A 14,964-nucleotide genomic window follows, 5' to 3' on the forward strand; every position below is an offset into this window, starting at 1 on the left:
TCCTTCTCTGTGAGATGGCGGCAGGTTCCCTGCCGCTCAACCCGGCTGCTCGGTCAACCAGAGCCGGGGGTCTGTGTGGTGGGTCCGCAGGAGGAACGCGAGGATTCCTGCGGACCCGTCGCTCCAGCTCGTCGAGACGTCCCCGTATTCGTTGGGGAAGACGACGTGGCTGTGGCGGTGGGCCCGTTCGGAGACGATGAGACGGGCCAGGTCCTCGGCCATCGCGCGGTAGGCGGGATCCCCCGTGGCCGCGGCCAGGTCGAGGAGGAAGTCGCCGTTGCCCGCGAGTCCGTGGCACTGGGTGAGGGCGGCGCGGGAGGCGCGCTCCACGACGGCCTGTCCGGCGCGGCGGGCGAGATCGGCGTACCGGTCGTCCCCGGTGGTCTGCCAGAGCCGGAGCAGGAAGGTACCGATGCCGGCCGAGCCGTGGCACCAGTACGGGGCCGTGGGTACGTCGCCGGACTGCGCCGGCCACTGGGCCGCCTCGCCGACGATGACGGCGTCGGCCACCAGTTCTTCGCCGGCCGCCACGGCCAGGTCCAGGTACTCCTGGCGGTTCGCGACGGCCGCGGCGGCGAGGAGGAAGCACCCGATGCCGGACGTTCCGTGCGCGAAGCCGAGATAGCGTTTGCCCGCTTCCTTGGCGACGGCTTCCGCGGGGACCGGCCAGCTCACTCCGGACGGCCCGGGCCGTGCGGCGGCGGCCAGTCGGTCGGCCGCGGCGACGACGAGTTCGGCGAGCCGCGGGTCACCGGTACGGTGCCAGAGGTGGGCGGCGGCCAGTCCGCTGCCCGCGACGCCGTGGGTGATGTCGTGGTGGGGTGTCGACTCCTGCGGGGCCAGGGCCAGGGACAACGCGTGGTCCATGAGGGTGCGGTCGGCGACGGCGCGTCCGGCGTCGTACAGCGCCCAGGCGATCCCCCTGCCGCCGAAGTGCAGGCCGGGGCGGGTGGACCGGGTGTCCGTGCGGGCCGCGATCCAGTGACCCGCGGTGGCGATCCGCTCCGGCAGGCGCGGGTCGCCGGTGAGCTCGAAGTAGCGGGTCAGGACCGCCAGGACACCGGCCGCGCCCTGCTGGACGGTACAGGGGTCGGTCTCCCCCGCCGTGGTGGACACGGGCCACAGTCGCTGCTCGTCCTGCGGGGTCATCGAATCGACGAGGTGGTCCACGATCCCGGCGACCGCGATCGGTGTCGCGTCGCGCCCCGGGTCCTTCGGGACGGGGCGGGCGTCACGGTGGTCCGCGCGCTCCCGCTCGGTCGCGAGGAGGGCCGTACGCGCCCTGGCCGGGTCCCAGCGGTCGGCCGGAGCGTCCTTCATCAGCCCGAGGATCGTCCCGGGGAGGCCGTGCGGCAGGTGGAGCGTGCCCTCGCAGGCTGCCAGCCAGTCGGCGAGCCGCTGCTCCGCGGGGCGCGCGGGGGGCTCTTCGGGCAGCAGGTTGGGCACCTTCCCGGTGAGGGTGAAGCATAAGGTGGCGCCGAGGCTGTAGTAGTCGGCCGTCGGTGAGACGGGGGCGCCGGCCAGCCGCTCGGGGGCGCTGAAGCCGGGGGTCCCCACCGTGGTCGGAAGGGCGTCGTCGGCCTCGAGGACGGCGAGTTCCAGGTCGATCAGGCGCAGTTCACCGTCCGGGCCGACCATGATGTTGCCGGGTGTGAAGTCCCGCAGGACGCAGCCGCGGGCGTGGGCCGCGGCGACGAGGTTCACCAGGCGTCCGGTCAGGGAGAGGGCCTCGGTGGCGTAGCGCTCGCTGCCGACGTCACGGAACCGCTCGGCGACCCAGTTGCGCAGGGGAATGCCGGGAACCTCCTCCTGTGCCAGGAACAGGTGCCCGCCGTGCTCGAACATCGCGAGGGGCTCCGGCGCCAGCCCCGTCCCCCTGAGGTTCTCCAGCGTCCGGGCCTCGGCGCGCAGCCAGTCGCGTACGTCGCTGCCGGACGCGTCGGCCTCCACGTGGGGCCGGGCCTCCTTGATGACGACGGGTGCGCCCGTGGTGACGTCCGTCCCCCGGTAGACGCCGCCCTTGTTCGTGTGGCGGATGGCCTCCCTCACCGAGAAGCGGCCACCGAGCAGAACCGGGGAGTTCGCCGCCTTCTCGGGACGCGGCGGGGCCGGTACCGAGGCGGGGAAGGGGCTGACCGCCCAGGGCGGGGGCTCGTACCGGCCGGTGCGCCGGTCCTCCACGGGATTGCCGTCGGGGTCTTCGATGAACCACACCAGCAGGCCTTCGTCCGACAGCCGCCGCCGGCCGACGAAGGCGCCGTAGCGGTAGTGCACCAGGCTGTTCGCCGCGTAGGGCTGGTCCGAGAGGATCCGGGGGCCGGTGAGCCCCGCCGTGGCCTGGTGCAGGTCCAGCGCGATCCGGGCCGCGTCGGCGTCGGAGCCCGGATAGACGGTGATGAACTTGCCCGAGCTTCCTCGCGGCGTGGCACGGGAGTTGAGCGCGCTCACCTTCTCCAGCGACCGGGCGAACTTGAACGCCGCCTCTTCCCGCAGCAGTACGTCCAGGGCCTTCGCCAGCACGGCCGGCGCGGAGGCGGTCGTCGCCGACACGTGCAGCTTCCAGCCCTGCTTGCGCCGGGTCGCGGACAGGGGGGTGAGGCGGCACCACATCTCGTCCGCGTCGGTGGTCCAACGCGCGCCGGCACCGGTGGCGTCCAGCGCCCGGCGGAGCAGATCTTCGAGGTCGACTTCGGTTGCGTGGCTCGTCATGCCCGTCCCTCTCAACGGCGAGGACCGCTGGTTGGAATATGCCTTCGGTAAGGAGAACGTATAGCCCGGGGCCCGACGGACAACACGTTGTCCGGCGAGCGCACGGTGTCGTTACGACGCCGAACGTTGCTCACCGGCGCAGAAAGGAAGCGCGCGGGAGCGTTGGCCGCGAAAATCCCTCCGCGCGCCCTCTCGACCCGTAACGGATGTGACTACAGAGAAGGGACTGATCTGGATTCACTCCGTCCCGATTTCCCGCAGGCCCGGCAGATAGGAAATCGAGGCGAAAAACAGGGACGAAGTCTCCCCGGATTCACGGAGGAGCTTCCCATAACGACCGTCATTCACGACGGAGATCAGTGCGCACTCGATTCCCCCAACACCATTCCCCCGGTTTCCCGTTCGAGCGATGCATTCCACACGAACACGGTCGATGCCGCGTGAACGCAACCGCTCGGTGCTTCCGCCCTAAAGCTTTCCTCCTGGCAGGCCATCGGTAAAGAGCTCGATTCCGCCACGTCGCCAACCTGCCACGGAACGTGACCTGACATGCCACCGCGATTCACGATCAGGCATCTGAGCTGCACCCCGCCACGGACATTCAAGCGTCAACAAATCGCCGCCGGACGCTCGGAATCGACTCAAAAGCGGACCCGGGCCTCTCGGGGACGGATCAAGAATTCGTGGGCTTATGGGGTTGCCGTGCGGAGAGGCACGGCGTGCATCCCGTCCACGGGCTGCCTCCCCCCGCCCGCGGCCCGCGGGCGCGTGCGCCCTCTGGCCGGGCTCCGCGGCCGTGAGGTCTAGGGAACCGCCCCGTCGTCGCCCGCCGGTGAGGACGGCTCGGCTCGGGACGCCTCGGTGCGTTCGGGCAGGAGCAGTACCGAACCGATGAGGAAGCAGAGCGCGCCGACGAGGGTCGTCGTGTCGGCTCCCGTCGCGTTGTGCACCTCGCCGGTGACCGGGTTGATGTAGCCGGCAACGGCGGAGATGCCGAAGGCGACCGACCCGACGAGGTTGGCCAGGGTGATCCACCAGGCCCAGGACCGCGGTCGCCAGGCGGCCCAGCCGTGACAGGTCTCGTACCAGGCGAGGAGGCCGGCGACGAGGAAACAGACGGAGCCGATCGCGTCGGGGCGCCAGACGTGCTGGTGGGCGGTGGTCGCGGACAGGCTGCTCACCATGGCGACGCCGGTGCTGACGTTGAAGTACAGGGTGCCGACCAGTTGGATCGCGGTGGCCCACCAGTCGATCCGCCGCGGCCGGCAGACGAGGACCCGCCGATGCGTGGGATCGAGCTCCGGTGGGGCGGCGTCGACCGCCTCGCGGTAGGAGAGATACGCCGCCGCGGTGAAGAACAGGGATCCGACGAAGTAGGTGACCGTGTCCCCGCGTGCCCCGACGGCTTCGGCGTAGCCCGGCACCGAGCCGACGGCGAACAGCAGCGACCCGACGGCGAACAGCACCGCGATCCACCAGCCGCGGGCGGTCGGCGCCCACCAGGTCGAGCCCGCGGCGGGCCGCTGGTGCTTGCGGTGGAGGCGCGATTCCCACCGGACCACGGCGCCGTCCTGGCGGATGTGGTCGACGAAGGTCCACGGGGCGTCGGTGGGCCCGTCGCCGCGCTGTCCGGGTGTCGGCGACCGCTGTCCGCCGCGTCCGCCCGTCGTCATCGCCCTTCGCCTCCGTCCTTGCTGCCGTTCGAGCCGGCCTTGCGCTCTCGGCCGCGGCGGACCGCGCCCACGACGATCTTGACGGCGAGACCGAGGACCACCAGGTCGGCGAGCATCTGGACGGTGACCACCAGCCGCGCCGTGTCGTCCTGGGCCGTGATGTCGCCGAAGCCGACGGTGGAGAAGACCGTGACGGTGAAGTAGAGCGCTTCGGTGTGCGACAGCGGCCCCCGGAAGCTTCCGGGCGACAGCACGGACAGCGCGACGTAGCTCGCGGAGAAGAGCAGCAGGAAGAAGGGGATGCTGATGGCCATCGCCTCGACGGCCCGCAGACCCGGGTGCCGGGCGTGCAGGATCGAACGGACCTGGACGGAGACCAGGGCGACGAAGCCCGCCAGCCCGATGAGGAGCATGGTGAGGGTGGCCGTCGTGGAGGAGTGGTCCAGCGGCAGGAGGTAGTAGAGGGTCACCAGGGCCGCGACCGAGACGACCACGCGAACCGCGGTCCAGACGATCCTTCGGACCGAGGGTGCGAGGTGCCCCTGGGGCACCGCGTCCCTGCCCGGGCTCACGACGACCGCCTCAGCTTTGTGACGGCGGCCCGGAAGGACATCCTGCGGTCCTGCCACATCATGCCCGTGGCCGCGCCCAGGATGATCACCACCCCGATCGCGATGAAGAACGACATGAGGGCGAAGACCACGCCGATCGGCCCGTACTTCTCGTCGTAGCCGGTGACCATGCCGGAGAAGATGAAGTGGAAGACGACCAGCATGCCCATCCAGAGCACGCCGGTGGCCACCGCGCACGGCACCAGCCTGCGCCACGCGATGCGCCCCGCCAGCAGGAACCACATCGCGAACCACCAGAACGCGACGAACACGGGGACGTTGATGATCCACCACAGCACCGGCGCCCTGTCGTAGAACCCGTGCCCCACCAGGGTGCCGAGTGCGGCGCAGCCCACGACCACGGCCAGCCAGACGAGTGCCCGCGCCCCGTCCCGGAGCCCTCGCGGCCGGACCTGGAACATCTGCTGGTACAGCTTCTGGAGCGAGCCGGCGGCGGCGAGGCCACCCAGCACGAAGAACACCCACGACAGGCCCGTGACCGCCGCCGACGTCGCCGCCGTGGAGGCGAACAGGTCACCCATGTCGGCCGCGGCCTCCTTGCTCAGCCCCAGCCGCCGCGTCAGCCCCGACACCGCCGACCGCCCGGCCAGGGCGGAGGTGACGAGCATGAAGGGGACCGCGCACAGCAGCAGCGTGGCCGCCAGCAGGACGGCCTGGTTCAGGAAGTCGAACGCGTCCAGCCGTCGCCACAGGTACTCGGCCCACGACCCCGCGTACTTCGCCCTGCCCCACTCGGTCGCCGTCCGGGCCCGCCGGGCACCCCGCTCAGCCGCCCTCCGGCCGCTCCGCCCCCGGACTCCCGTGTCGCCCGGCCGTGTCGCGCGTTCGTGCCGAGGTCCGCCCGATGCACTGTCCCTCGCCCGCATGACGCATCCTCCAGGGGCTGATCACCCCGGTCTCGCGGGACCGCCCATAGGGCAGCGACCCGCGTGCTCGGGGCCGCGGTCCTGCATCCACGGTCGCACGGCTACCAGGCCGTGTCAGATCTGGAGGAGCGGGGAGCCGGACAGCGTGGCCGAGCAGCCGTCCCGCCTGCGATCGGCGCCGGGGGCGCCCCGTGGGACTGCGGTGTGCCGTCTGCACGCCATGGTCGAATTGTTCTAGATTGCGCGCTTATGGGATCACGTAGCGGAATCAGTCGCCGGTCGGTGCTGAAGGCCATCCCCGTCGGTCTGCTCGTGGCTGCGTCGGACGGGACTCTCGCACGGGGCCTGACCGCCGCGGCCCCGGCGGCCTTCCCGCAGCCGGTCGTGTCGACCACGAGACGGGCGTTCGGCCCGGTGCCCGGGGTGCTCGCCCAGACGCTCGACGTCCGTTTCACGGACGTGCTGATTCCCGGCTACGGCCAGGTCACCACGCGCGCCTACAACGGAGCGGTCCCCGGGCCGACGCTGCGGCTGCGCGCCGGGGACACGTTGCAGCTGACGCACATCAACGGCCTGCCGCCCAACGAGCCCCACGAAGGCGATCACAACAGGCCGCACGACGCCAACAGCTTCAACCTGCACACCCACGGGATGCACGTCTCCCCGTCCGGGCACGCCGACAACGTCCTGCGCGCGTTCGCGCCGCGCACCGCCGACGAGGTCTCCGCAGGTGCCCCGGAACCGCGGTACGTGACCACCATCGACGTACCGGCGGACCACCCGGCCGGCACCTACTGGTACCACCCGCATCTCCACGGCGCCACGGCCGAGCAGGTCATCGGGGGCATGACCGGTGTGATCGTCGTCGAAGGCGACGTCGACGAGGTGCCGGAGATCAAGGCGGCCGCCGACATCGTCGTGTGCATCAACGAACTCAAGGTCAAGGACGGCAAGATCCCCGCCTTCACCGCGGGCAACTGGGTGACCGGCATCCCTTCCGTCTTCACGGTCAACGGCACGGTCAACCCCACCCTGCCCCTCCGCCCGGGCGAGGTCCAGCGCTGGCGGCTGGTGGCCGCCACCGCGTTCACGGCGCTCCCGCTCAAGGTCACTGGAGCCGGCGGCGACCTGACGATGCACCAGATCGCACAGGACGGCGTCACCCTCTCCGCGCCGGTCGCCCGCGACATGATGCCCCTCACCATGGGCAACCGCGCCGACGTCCTGGTCCGTGGCGGCGCGGCCGGGACGTACGAGCTGCGGGCCGACGGCGTGAGCGGGCCGCTGATGACGATCGAGGTGACGGGAGCGCCCGTCGAACCGCCGATGCCCCTGCCCACCGCCCTGCCCGCGGGCAAGCAGTTCCTCGACGAGCGCGACATCGCCAACCCAGAGGCCGACCGCGAGGTCGTCCTCCATGCCGACCCGGGCGTCTTCGCGGGAGCGTTCCCGACCGCCTTCCGCATGCTGGGAAGCCACCCGACCCCGGCGGCGAACCCCGACGGCGACCTCACCCGCGACCCGGCCTACGGGCTGTTCGACCCCGGCTACGTCAACCACACCCTGGAACTCGGCAGGGTCGAACGGTGGACCGTTTGCAACGACGAGACCAGAACGGCGTCCAATCACCCCTTCCACCTGCACACCAACCAGATGCTGGTCACCCACAGGAACGGCGAGAGGCTCGACCCGCCGGTCTGGCACGACACCATCGGACTGGCCGGCGGCTCCCCCGGCGACTCCGTCACCTTCCTGGTCAAGTACGAGGACTTCACGGGCCACGCCATCGCCCACTGCCACCAGCTCCACCACGAGGAACTCGGCATGATGCAACTGGTCGCCTACGTCGAACCCTGAGAACCGGGCGGGGCGAGCCGGCCCGCGTGACCCGCGCTGTCCGCCCCATCGCCCCCCGGCTGCCTGCCTGCCGGCCCGGGCCTGGGCCCCGGCACGCGCCCGGGGTCGGGCGCGTGCACCGACCCGAGGCGCGGGACGGGCGTCAGCCCTGGCAGACGCCGCGGGTGTAGTCGTACGTGGCGGTTGCCTGCGAGTACTTCCACTGCGGGGCGAGCAGTCCGTCCGCCAGCTGTCGCGCGGCGGTGGGGCTTTCGATCACATAGCCGAAGTCCTGGAGCCAGGAGGGGTAGAGGTTCTTCGAGCCGATGTAGAAGGCGGCGTCGTCCACCGAGACCAGCTTGTGGTGCTGGGCGTAGGGCTTGCCGTCCGCCCAGGTGGGCCTGTCCGAGGCGCGGAAGGTCGCGAGCTGCAGGTTCCGGCACATCGCGGCCCGTGCCTTCGGCTCGTCGCCGGTCAGGGCCTTGAGGCGGCCGCGCAGGGCGTCGCTCACCTCGGACAGCGACGTGATCTGCGAGTAGCCGCCGCTGCCGATGGTGCCGCGGTTGGCCGGGTCGCTGACCACGATGCGCACCTTCACCCCGGCGGCGAGCTTCGCGGCGAGGGTGTCGTAGAGCCGGATGTCGTAACGGGGCAGCGGCGGGCAGGTCGCGTTCATGTCCTGCTGCGAGATCTCGATGTGGTCGCTCGCGCTGGCGACCAGGGCGCGCAGGGCGCTCTCTTCCGGGTTGACCGTGTCGTAGTCGCGGTCGGCGTTGGTGTAGTCGTGCACGCCGAATCCGCAGGTGGTGTCGGAGGCCGTCGGCAGGAGGGGGCGGAATGACGAGGACGGGTCGCTCTGGCGGATCCCGACGCCGAGGCCGCCCACCGCGAGGGCGGGGACGTCGCCGTCGGCGTGCGGGGCCGCCGGCCGGGGCAGGGTGGGCAGACAGCCGGCGCCGTTGGAGGAGGCGAACCAGACGGTGGTCCAGCTGCTCTTGTTGCGGCAGGTCCAGTCCCAGAGGGTGTCGAGGTAGCGGCCGGCTGAGCCGGCGGCCGGGCCGGACAGCGCGAGGTCGACGTCGTTCACCGGGTGGGCGGTGTCGAGGTAGTCCCCCTTCCAGCTGTTGATGCCGCCGGTGATCACCGCATCGCCGTCCACCACGACGAGCTTGGAGTGGTTCCAGGAGAAGCCGGTCTTCGAGGTCGTCATCGAGGCCACGTTGAGGGTGACGTCGGCGGCCGCCGGACCGAGCCTCTTCACCAGCTCGTCGCGGTAGGAGGACGGGATCACGTTCGCGTGGTACACGGGCGCGGCGCCCACCAGGATGCGGACCTGGAGCCGGTTGCCCTTCTGCGCCGCCTCCTTCAGGCCGGCCACGATCGCGTCCTGGAAGCCGCCGTCGGGAAACGGGGCCAGCGTGGATATGTCCACGCTCTGCCGGGCGTTCGCGATGTCCTCGCGCACCTTCTCCAGGAGGCGCCGGGAGCCGGAGCGGTCGGCGCAGGTCGGGTCACCCCAGCAGCCGGGGGTCTGCAGCAGCCAGTCGGAACCGCCGGGGGTGGAGGCGCCGAGCCGGTTCCCGGACGTGCGCTCCCAGACGGAGCCCTCCAGGCCCGGGGACACCTGGCGCAGGGACCGTTCGACGGCGTCCAGGTGCGGGGTGGGTGCGTCGGCGAGCGCGGGAGCGGCGGACAGCAGAAGGGTGGAGAGCGCGAGAGGCAGGGCCATCGTGCGGATGGTGCGTACCAATGTGGTTCGGATCCTTGCTTGGGGGGGTGGCTCGGGCCGAGGCTCCGAACGGGGCCTCGACCTTGATCAACTCGCGTAAGTTACCAGCACGTAGCCACCGGTTCACCCCAACCCACGCCACTTTCGGCCGATTTCGCGCACCGCGCGCCAACTGCCGTACGGCGTCCCGCGGTCCGGGATCGACGGCGGCACCGCCGACGGGGCCGCGGCCGGGGGCGGGTCGGCGTCGGCGTCCGCATCCGGAAGGGCGAGGGCAACGGGGGAACGGGCTTGTGCAACCGGCCCTCCACCCCGCACTGTTGGCCGGTATTCGTTCATACGGTCAGGAGTCCCGGATTGTCCTCCCCCACCCCCGCTCCCGCCCACGTCGTCGACCCCGCCGGCGGGTGCCCGCACGCCCTCAACGCCGAGCTGCGGGCCCGGGGGCCCGTGGCGGACATCGTCCTGCCCGGCGGAGTGTCCGCGGCGGTCGTCCTGGGGCACGACGCGCTCAAGGAGTTCCTCTCCCACCCGGACGTGGCCAAGGACGCCCGCCACTGCCCGGCCCTGCACGACGGGACGATCCCCGCGGACTGGCCGCTGCGGGTCTTCGCCAACGCCCAGGGCATACACACCGCCGACGGGGCCGACCACCGCCGGCTCCGCTCCCTCGTCGGCAACGCCTTCACCGCCCGCCAGGTGGAGCGCCTGCGGCCGCGCATCGAGGCGCTGACCGCCGACCTCCTCGACGACCTCGGCCGGGCCGCCGCCGAGGACCCGGACGGCATCGCGGACCTGCGCACCCACTTCGCGCTGCCGCTCCCGATGAGCGTCATCTGCGAACTGCTCGGCGTGGACCCCGAGCACCACGCACGGTTGCACGAACTCACCTACACCGTGGTCATCGCCACCGACACCACCCCGGCGGAGGTGATGGCTGCCGTACGCGAGCTCGTCGAGCTGCTCGGCACGATCGCGGCCGCCCGTCGGGCCGCCCCCGGCGACGACCTCACCAGCGCCCTCATCTCCGCGCGCGAGGACGACGGCGACCGGCTCAGCGAGGCCGAACTCATCGGCACCATGCGCCTGATGCTGGTCGCCGGGCACGAGACCACTCTCAACCTGATCAGCAACGCCGTACGGGCCCTGTGCACCCACCGGGACCAGCTGGCGCTCGTCCTGGAGGGCAAGGCCACCTGGTCGGACGTCGTGGACGAGACGCTGCGCTGGGACGGGCCGGTCAGCTGGTTCCCCTTCCGCTACCCCACCCGCGACCTGACTCTCGGCGGCACGGTGATCCCGCAGGGCACCCCCGTCCTCGCCGGCTACACCGCCGCCGGCCGCGACGAGGCCTTCCACGGGCCGGACGCCGACCGCTTCGACGTCACGCGGCCCGGCGCGGCCCGGCACCTCTCCTTCGGCCAGGGCGCGCACTACTGCGTGGGCGCCCCGCTCGCCCGCCTCGAGGCCACGATCGCCCTGGAGCAGCTCTTCACCCGCTTCCCGGCCCTCGACCTCGCCGTCCCGGAGGCGGAACTGCCCCACCAGCGCAGCTTCATCGGCAACAGCGTCGACGCACTCCCGGTGCGCCCGGTCCGCCCCTGACCCGCCGTACGGTTGCACCCGCCGCGGCCGGGCGGGAAACCCTCCGCGCCGCGGCGGCCCGGGAGAAAACGCCTCCGCGCCGCGGCGCCCCCGGCCTCAGGTCGTAGCCGCTCAGTGCACGGCCGTACCGGACCCCGAGCAGCCGACCGCCGGCCACGCGGCTACGGCGGAACGCTTCGTAGCAGCGCCCGGGGCGCTGCGGCCGGATGCGTGGATCCGCCGGAGCGTCGACGCGCCTGACGGGCGAGGGCCCGACCGTTCTGCCTCAGACGGTGGGGTCCCACAGTCCGTCCGTCTCGCCGCGGGCGAGGTGTTCGGCGTAGACGCCGACCTTCCAGGCGATGACGGAACGGCACTCCTCCAGCGCCCGGATCTGTGCGTCGACACGCAGTCGGTGGGCGTCGAGCAGGCCCAGGCGTTCCTCCTCGTTGCCGGGACCCTGCCGCACCAGTTCGGCGAACCGCTTGAGGTCGGAGAGGGGCATGCCGGATTCCCGGAGTCTGACGCAGATCAGCAGCCAGTCCACGTCGGAGGGGGTGTACCGGCGTCGGCCGCCCGCCGTGCGGTGGACCGGTCCGACCAGAAGGCCCTCGCGCTCGTAGAAGCGCAGGGCGTGCACGCTGAGTCCGGTCCGCTCCGCCACCTCGCCGATGCTCAGGGGCTCCGCAGGGGTCTCGGCCGTCGTCATGCCCCCGAGTCTAGGACTTGATCTAGACCTTGCTCTAGATCGTAGCGTCAGCGGCATGACCACGACCGACCAGAAGCCGATCGGCTCGCCCTTCTCCGCCGCCACCTCCGCCGAGGAGGTCATGGACGGCCTGGACCTCTCCGGCACCACCGCCGTGGTGACGGGGGGTTACTCGGGACTCGGGCTGGAGACCACCCGGGCCCTGGCCGCCGCCGGGGCCCACGTCGTCGTTCCGGCACGCCGTCCCGACACCGCCCGCACCGTCCTCCAGGATGTGAAGGGCTGCGAGGTCATCGCCATGGACCTGGCCGACCTCGACAGCGTGCGCGCCGCCGCCGCACGGATCCGCGACCGGCTCGGACGGCTCGACCTGCTGATGGCCGTCGCGGGCATCATGGCCACCCCGGAGCGACGCGTGGGGCCGGGCTGGGAAGGCCAGTTCGCCGCCAACCACTTCGGGCACTTCGCACTCACCGGCGAGCTCTACCCGCTCCTGGCCGCGGCGGACGGCGCGCGTGTCGTGGTCAACAGCTCCGCAGGACACGTCCTGACCGACATCCGCTGGCACGACCCGCACTTCCGTACCGGCTACGACAAGTGGCTGGCCTACGGTCAGGCCAAGACCGCCAACGCCTTGTTCGCCGTCCATCTCGACGCCCTCGGACGCGGCGACGGCGTCCGCTCGTTCGCCCTCCATCCCGGCAAGATCATCACCGGTCTCCAGCGGGAGATGAGCCTCCGGGAGCAGCTGGACCGCGGGTGGGTGGACGAGCACGGCAACGTGATCGGCTCCGGCTTCAAGACCCCCGCCCGGGGCGCCGCCACCGGGCTGTGGGCAGCCACGTCGCCCCTCCTCGACGGCCTCGGCGGGCTCTACCTGGAGGACTGCGACGTCGCACGCGTCTCCGGCCCCGAGCGGAGCATGGACGACGGCGGCGTCCGCTCCTACGCCATCTCCCCCGACGCCGCCGCACGGCTCTGGGAACTGTCCCTCGCGGCGACCGGCACCACCCCGCTCGCCCGGTGAACCCGCGGCGGGCCTCCGCCCCCACCCCGCCGCGCGCCACGCGGGCGGGGCGAGGGCGGAGCGAGGGCGGTGCGGCCGGTGGAAATCGAGATGCCGTCAGGCCCGAGGGCCGCTAGGGTCGCCGGCATGCACTCGTTTCTTCAGATCTACGGCTGACACGGGTCGGGCGGCGCCCCCGCCCCGCCTCCCGCATGCCCCGTGCGCCCGCATCCGAGGCCCTCGGATCACCGGCGCACGGGCCTGTCGTGTCCCTTCCGCCACAGACCTGAAGTGAGTGATCGTCCATGTCCCGTCGCCGTGCCCATATCGCGATGGTCGGCATCCCCGCCGTCGGCCACGTCCTGCCCAGCCTTGAGATCATCCGCGAGCTGGTGGCTCGCGGCCACCGGGTGACCTACGCCAACGACCCTGCGGTCGCCGATCTGATCACGGCCACCGGCGCCGAGCTGGTCCCGTGCGACTCGGTGCTGCCGGTGGCCGACAACAACTGGCCCGACGACCCCATCGCGGCAATGAGCCTCTTCCTCGACGATGCCGTCCAGGCGCTGCCTCGACTGCGCGCCGCCTACGAGCACGACCCCGCGGACCTGTACCTGTACGACATCGGCGCCTACGCCGCACGCGCTCTCGCCGAGGCGCAGGGGCGGCCCCTGATGCAGCTGTCCCCGACGTTCGTGGGCTGGGACGGCTACGAGCAGGAGGTCGCGGCCCAGCTGCGGCAGCTGCCGGGCGCAGACGCCTACCGGTCGAAGTTCTCGCGCTGGCTCGCCGACTGCGGCGCGACCACCACCGACGTGGACGCCTTCTCCGGGCCGCCGTCGCGGGCCCTGGCCCTGATCACCCGGGCGATGCAGCCGCACGCCGACCGGGTGGACGGCGACACGGTGACCTTCGTCGGACCCTGCTTCGACGCGGCGGCGGACGCCGACGCCTGGGCCCGCCCTGCGGACGCGGAAAGGGTGCTGCTGGTGTCCCTGGGTTCGGCGTACACCCGTCAACCGGAGTTCTACCGCCAGTGCCTGGCGGCCTTCGGCGACCTGCCCGGGTGGCACGTCGTGCTCCAGATCGGCAAGCACACCGATCCGCGCGAACTCGGCGACATCCCGCGCAACGTCGAGGTGCACTCCTGGGTCCCGCAGCGGGCGATCCTGGAGCGGGCGGACGCCTTCGTCACCCATGCCGGTATGGGCGGCTGCGGCGAGGGGCTCCTGGCGGGCGTGCCGATGATCGCCGTACCGCAGGGCGCCGAGCAGTTCATGAACGCCGACCGGCTCGTGGAGCTGGGCGTGGCGCGCCGTATCGACACGGCTGAAGCCACCGCCCGGAGCCTGCGGACGGCCCTGACCGACCTGGTCAACGACCCGGAGGTCGCCCGCCGTTCGGCCGCGCTGCGCGCCGGGGCACGGGCCGAGGGCGGCACCCGGCGGGCCGCCGACCTCATCGAGGGCATGCTGGCCTGACCCGCCCGCAGGCGTCGGGCGGCGGCGGGCGGCGGGCGGCGGTCCCGTCGCCCGGCCGGCCGGCCGGCCGACGGCCACGCCGCGGGTCAAGCCGCGCTGGGACCGGGACAGTCGGCCGGTCGACCGCCGCCGCGGACGGAATACGCCTGTGCGACGGGCGGTTGCAGCGGGACATGCGACGTGATCCCGAGCCGGCCGACGGCATCCACCCCCTGCTCGCGGGACGGTTCAGCCCCTACCGGTTCGACCCGTCGGCCGCCGTGGACGACCGCTCCCTGCGCCTGCTGCTGGAGGCGGCGCGGTGGGCGCCGTCCGCCGGCAACTCCCAGCCCTGGGGCTTCTTCACGGGCCGGCCCGGCGAGCCGGAGCACGAGCGGGTGCTGCCTCACCTCGCGCCCAGCTCGGCCCGCTGGGCGACGGACGCGGGTCTGCTCGTCGTCACGCTGGCGCGCCGCCATGTCGGCGACACGGAGCTGCTCTACTCCGAGTTCGCGGACTACGACCTGGGCCAGGCCATCGCCCACATGACCGTACAGGCGCAGGCGATGGGGCTGGCCGCCCACCAGTTCCGGGCCTTCGACCTGGAGGGCCTCACCAAGGAACTGGGCCCGGCCCCGGGCTGGGCGATCGTCTCCATGATCGCCCTGGGAAGGGCGGCCGAGCAGCGACCGGAGGGCCGTGACCGACGCAGCGTCGCCGAACTGCTGGCCGCCCCTTGGTCGCTGTCGGAGTAGCGCGG

At 72.2% G+C, this 14,964-nt stretch carries 11 protein-coding genes; 5 read left to right on the top strand and 6 right to left on the bottom strand.

Annotated elements, in window-relative coordinates; genetic code table 11:
* Nucleotides 1-36 precede the first annotated feature (36 nt).
* The 4 genes from lanL to ACIRQF_RS01520 all read right to left on the bottom strand — a co-directional run bounded on the left by lanL (nucleotide 37) and on the right by ACIRQF_RS01520 (nucleotide 5,880).
* Nucleotides 37-2,709 carry a class IV lanthionine synthetase LanL gene (lanL, locus tag ACIRQF_RS01505; protein ID WP_404087884.1) on the bottom strand — a complete coding sequence of 891 codons (2,673 nt, stop codon included), beginning with the start codon at nucleotides 2,707-2,709 and terminating at the stop codon, nucleotides 37-39.
* Between the two features lie 803 nt (nucleotides 2,710-3,512).
* On the bottom strand, nucleotides 3,513-4,382 hold the full coding sequence (locus tag ACIRQF_RS01510; RefSeq protein WP_404087886.1) for a hypothetical protein: 870 nt from the start codon (nucleotides 4,380-4,382) through the stop codon (nucleotides 3,513-3,515).
* Nucleotides 4,379-4,954 carry a potassium channel family protein gene (locus ACIRQF_RS01515; RefSeq protein ID WP_404087888.1) on the bottom strand — a complete coding sequence of 192 codons (576 nt, stop codon included), beginning with the start codon at nucleotides 4,952-4,954 and terminating at the stop codon, nucleotides 4,379-4,381. Before ACIRQF_RS01515 ends, ACIRQF_RS01510 begins: the two co-directional genes overlap by 4 nt.
* A complete protein-coding gene (locus tag ACIRQF_RS01520; RefSeq protein ID WP_404087890.1) occupies nucleotides 4,951-5,880 on the bottom strand; it encodes a YhjD/YihY/BrkB family envelope integrity protein in 930 nt (309 codons plus the stop codon). The genes ACIRQF_RS01515 and ACIRQF_RS01520 overlap by 4 nt, the downstream gene beginning before the upstream one ends.
* A 249-nt stretch (nucleotides 5,881-6,129) precedes the next feature.
* Here ACIRQF_RS01520 and ACIRQF_RS01525 point away from each other — a divergent pair, with 249 nt between their 5' ends.
* Entirely contained in the window at nucleotides 6,130-7,737 is a 1,608-nt protein-coding gene (locus tag ACIRQF_RS01525) for a multicopper oxidase family protein (protein WP_404087891.1), read from the top strand.
* A 142-nt stretch (nucleotides 7,738-7,879) separates the two neighbouring features.
* On the opposite strand, the gene ACIRQF_RS01530 is transcribed toward ACIRQF_RS01525, so the two are convergent.
* Nucleotides 7,880-9,445, bottom strand: a complete 1,566-nt coding sequence (locus ACIRQF_RS01530) for a phospholipase D-like domain-containing protein (RefSeq protein ID WP_404087893.1) — start codon at nucleotides 9,443-9,445, stop codon at nucleotides 7,880-7,882.
* 357 nt (nucleotides 9,446-9,802) lie between these two features.
* Between ACIRQF_RS01530 and ACIRQF_RS01535 the strand changes: the two genes are divergently transcribed.
* Nucleotides 9,803-11,050, top strand: coding sequence for a cytochrome P450 (locus ACIRQF_RS01535; RefSeq protein ID WP_404087895.1), 1,248 nt, complete (start codon nucleotides 9,803-9,805; stop codon nucleotides 11,048-11,050).
* A 265-nt stretch (nucleotides 11,051-11,315) separates the two neighbouring features.
* On the opposite strand, the gene ACIRQF_RS01540 is transcribed toward ACIRQF_RS01535, so the two are convergent.
* The gene (locus tag ACIRQF_RS01540) at nucleotides 11,316-11,738 is read right to left on the bottom strand and encodes a MerR family transcriptional regulator (protein WP_404087896.1); all 423 of its coding nucleotides are present in this window, start codon (nucleotides 11,736-11,738) and stop codon (nucleotides 11,316-11,318) included.
* 55 nt (nucleotides 11,739-11,793) lie between these two features.
* On the opposite strand from ACIRQF_RS01540, the gene ACIRQF_RS01545 reads away from it, so the two are divergent.
* From ACIRQF_RS01545 to ACIRQF_RS01555, 3 genes are all read left to right on the top strand, one after another.
* A complete protein-coding gene (locus ACIRQF_RS01545) occupies nucleotides 11,794-12,765 on the top strand; it encodes an oxidoreductase (RefSeq protein WP_404087898.1) in 972 nt (323 codons plus the stop codon).
* A 284-nt stretch (nucleotides 12,766-13,049) separates the two neighbouring features.
* Nucleotides 13,050-14,225 carry a macrolide family glycosyltransferase gene (locus ACIRQF_RS01550; RefSeq protein WP_404087900.1) on the top strand — a complete coding sequence of 392 codons (1,176 nt, stop codon included), beginning with the start codon at nucleotides 13,050-13,052 and terminating at the stop codon, nucleotides 14,223-14,225.
* 173 nt (nucleotides 14,226-14,398) lie between these two features.
* Nucleotides 14,399-14,959: a nitroreductase family protein gene (locus ACIRQF_RS01555; protein ID WP_404087902.1), complete on the top strand. Its 561-nt coding sequence runs from the start codon at nucleotides 14,399-14,401 to the stop codon at nucleotides 14,957-14,959.
* The last annotated feature ends 5 nt before the right edge of the window (nucleotides 14,960-14,964 follow it).

The sequence above is a fragment of the Streptomyces sp. NPDC101191 genome (genome assembly GCF_044767915.1).
In the GTDB taxonomy this organism is placed as follows: Bacteria; Actinomycetota; Actinomycetes; order Streptomycetales; family Streptomycetaceae; genus Streptomyces.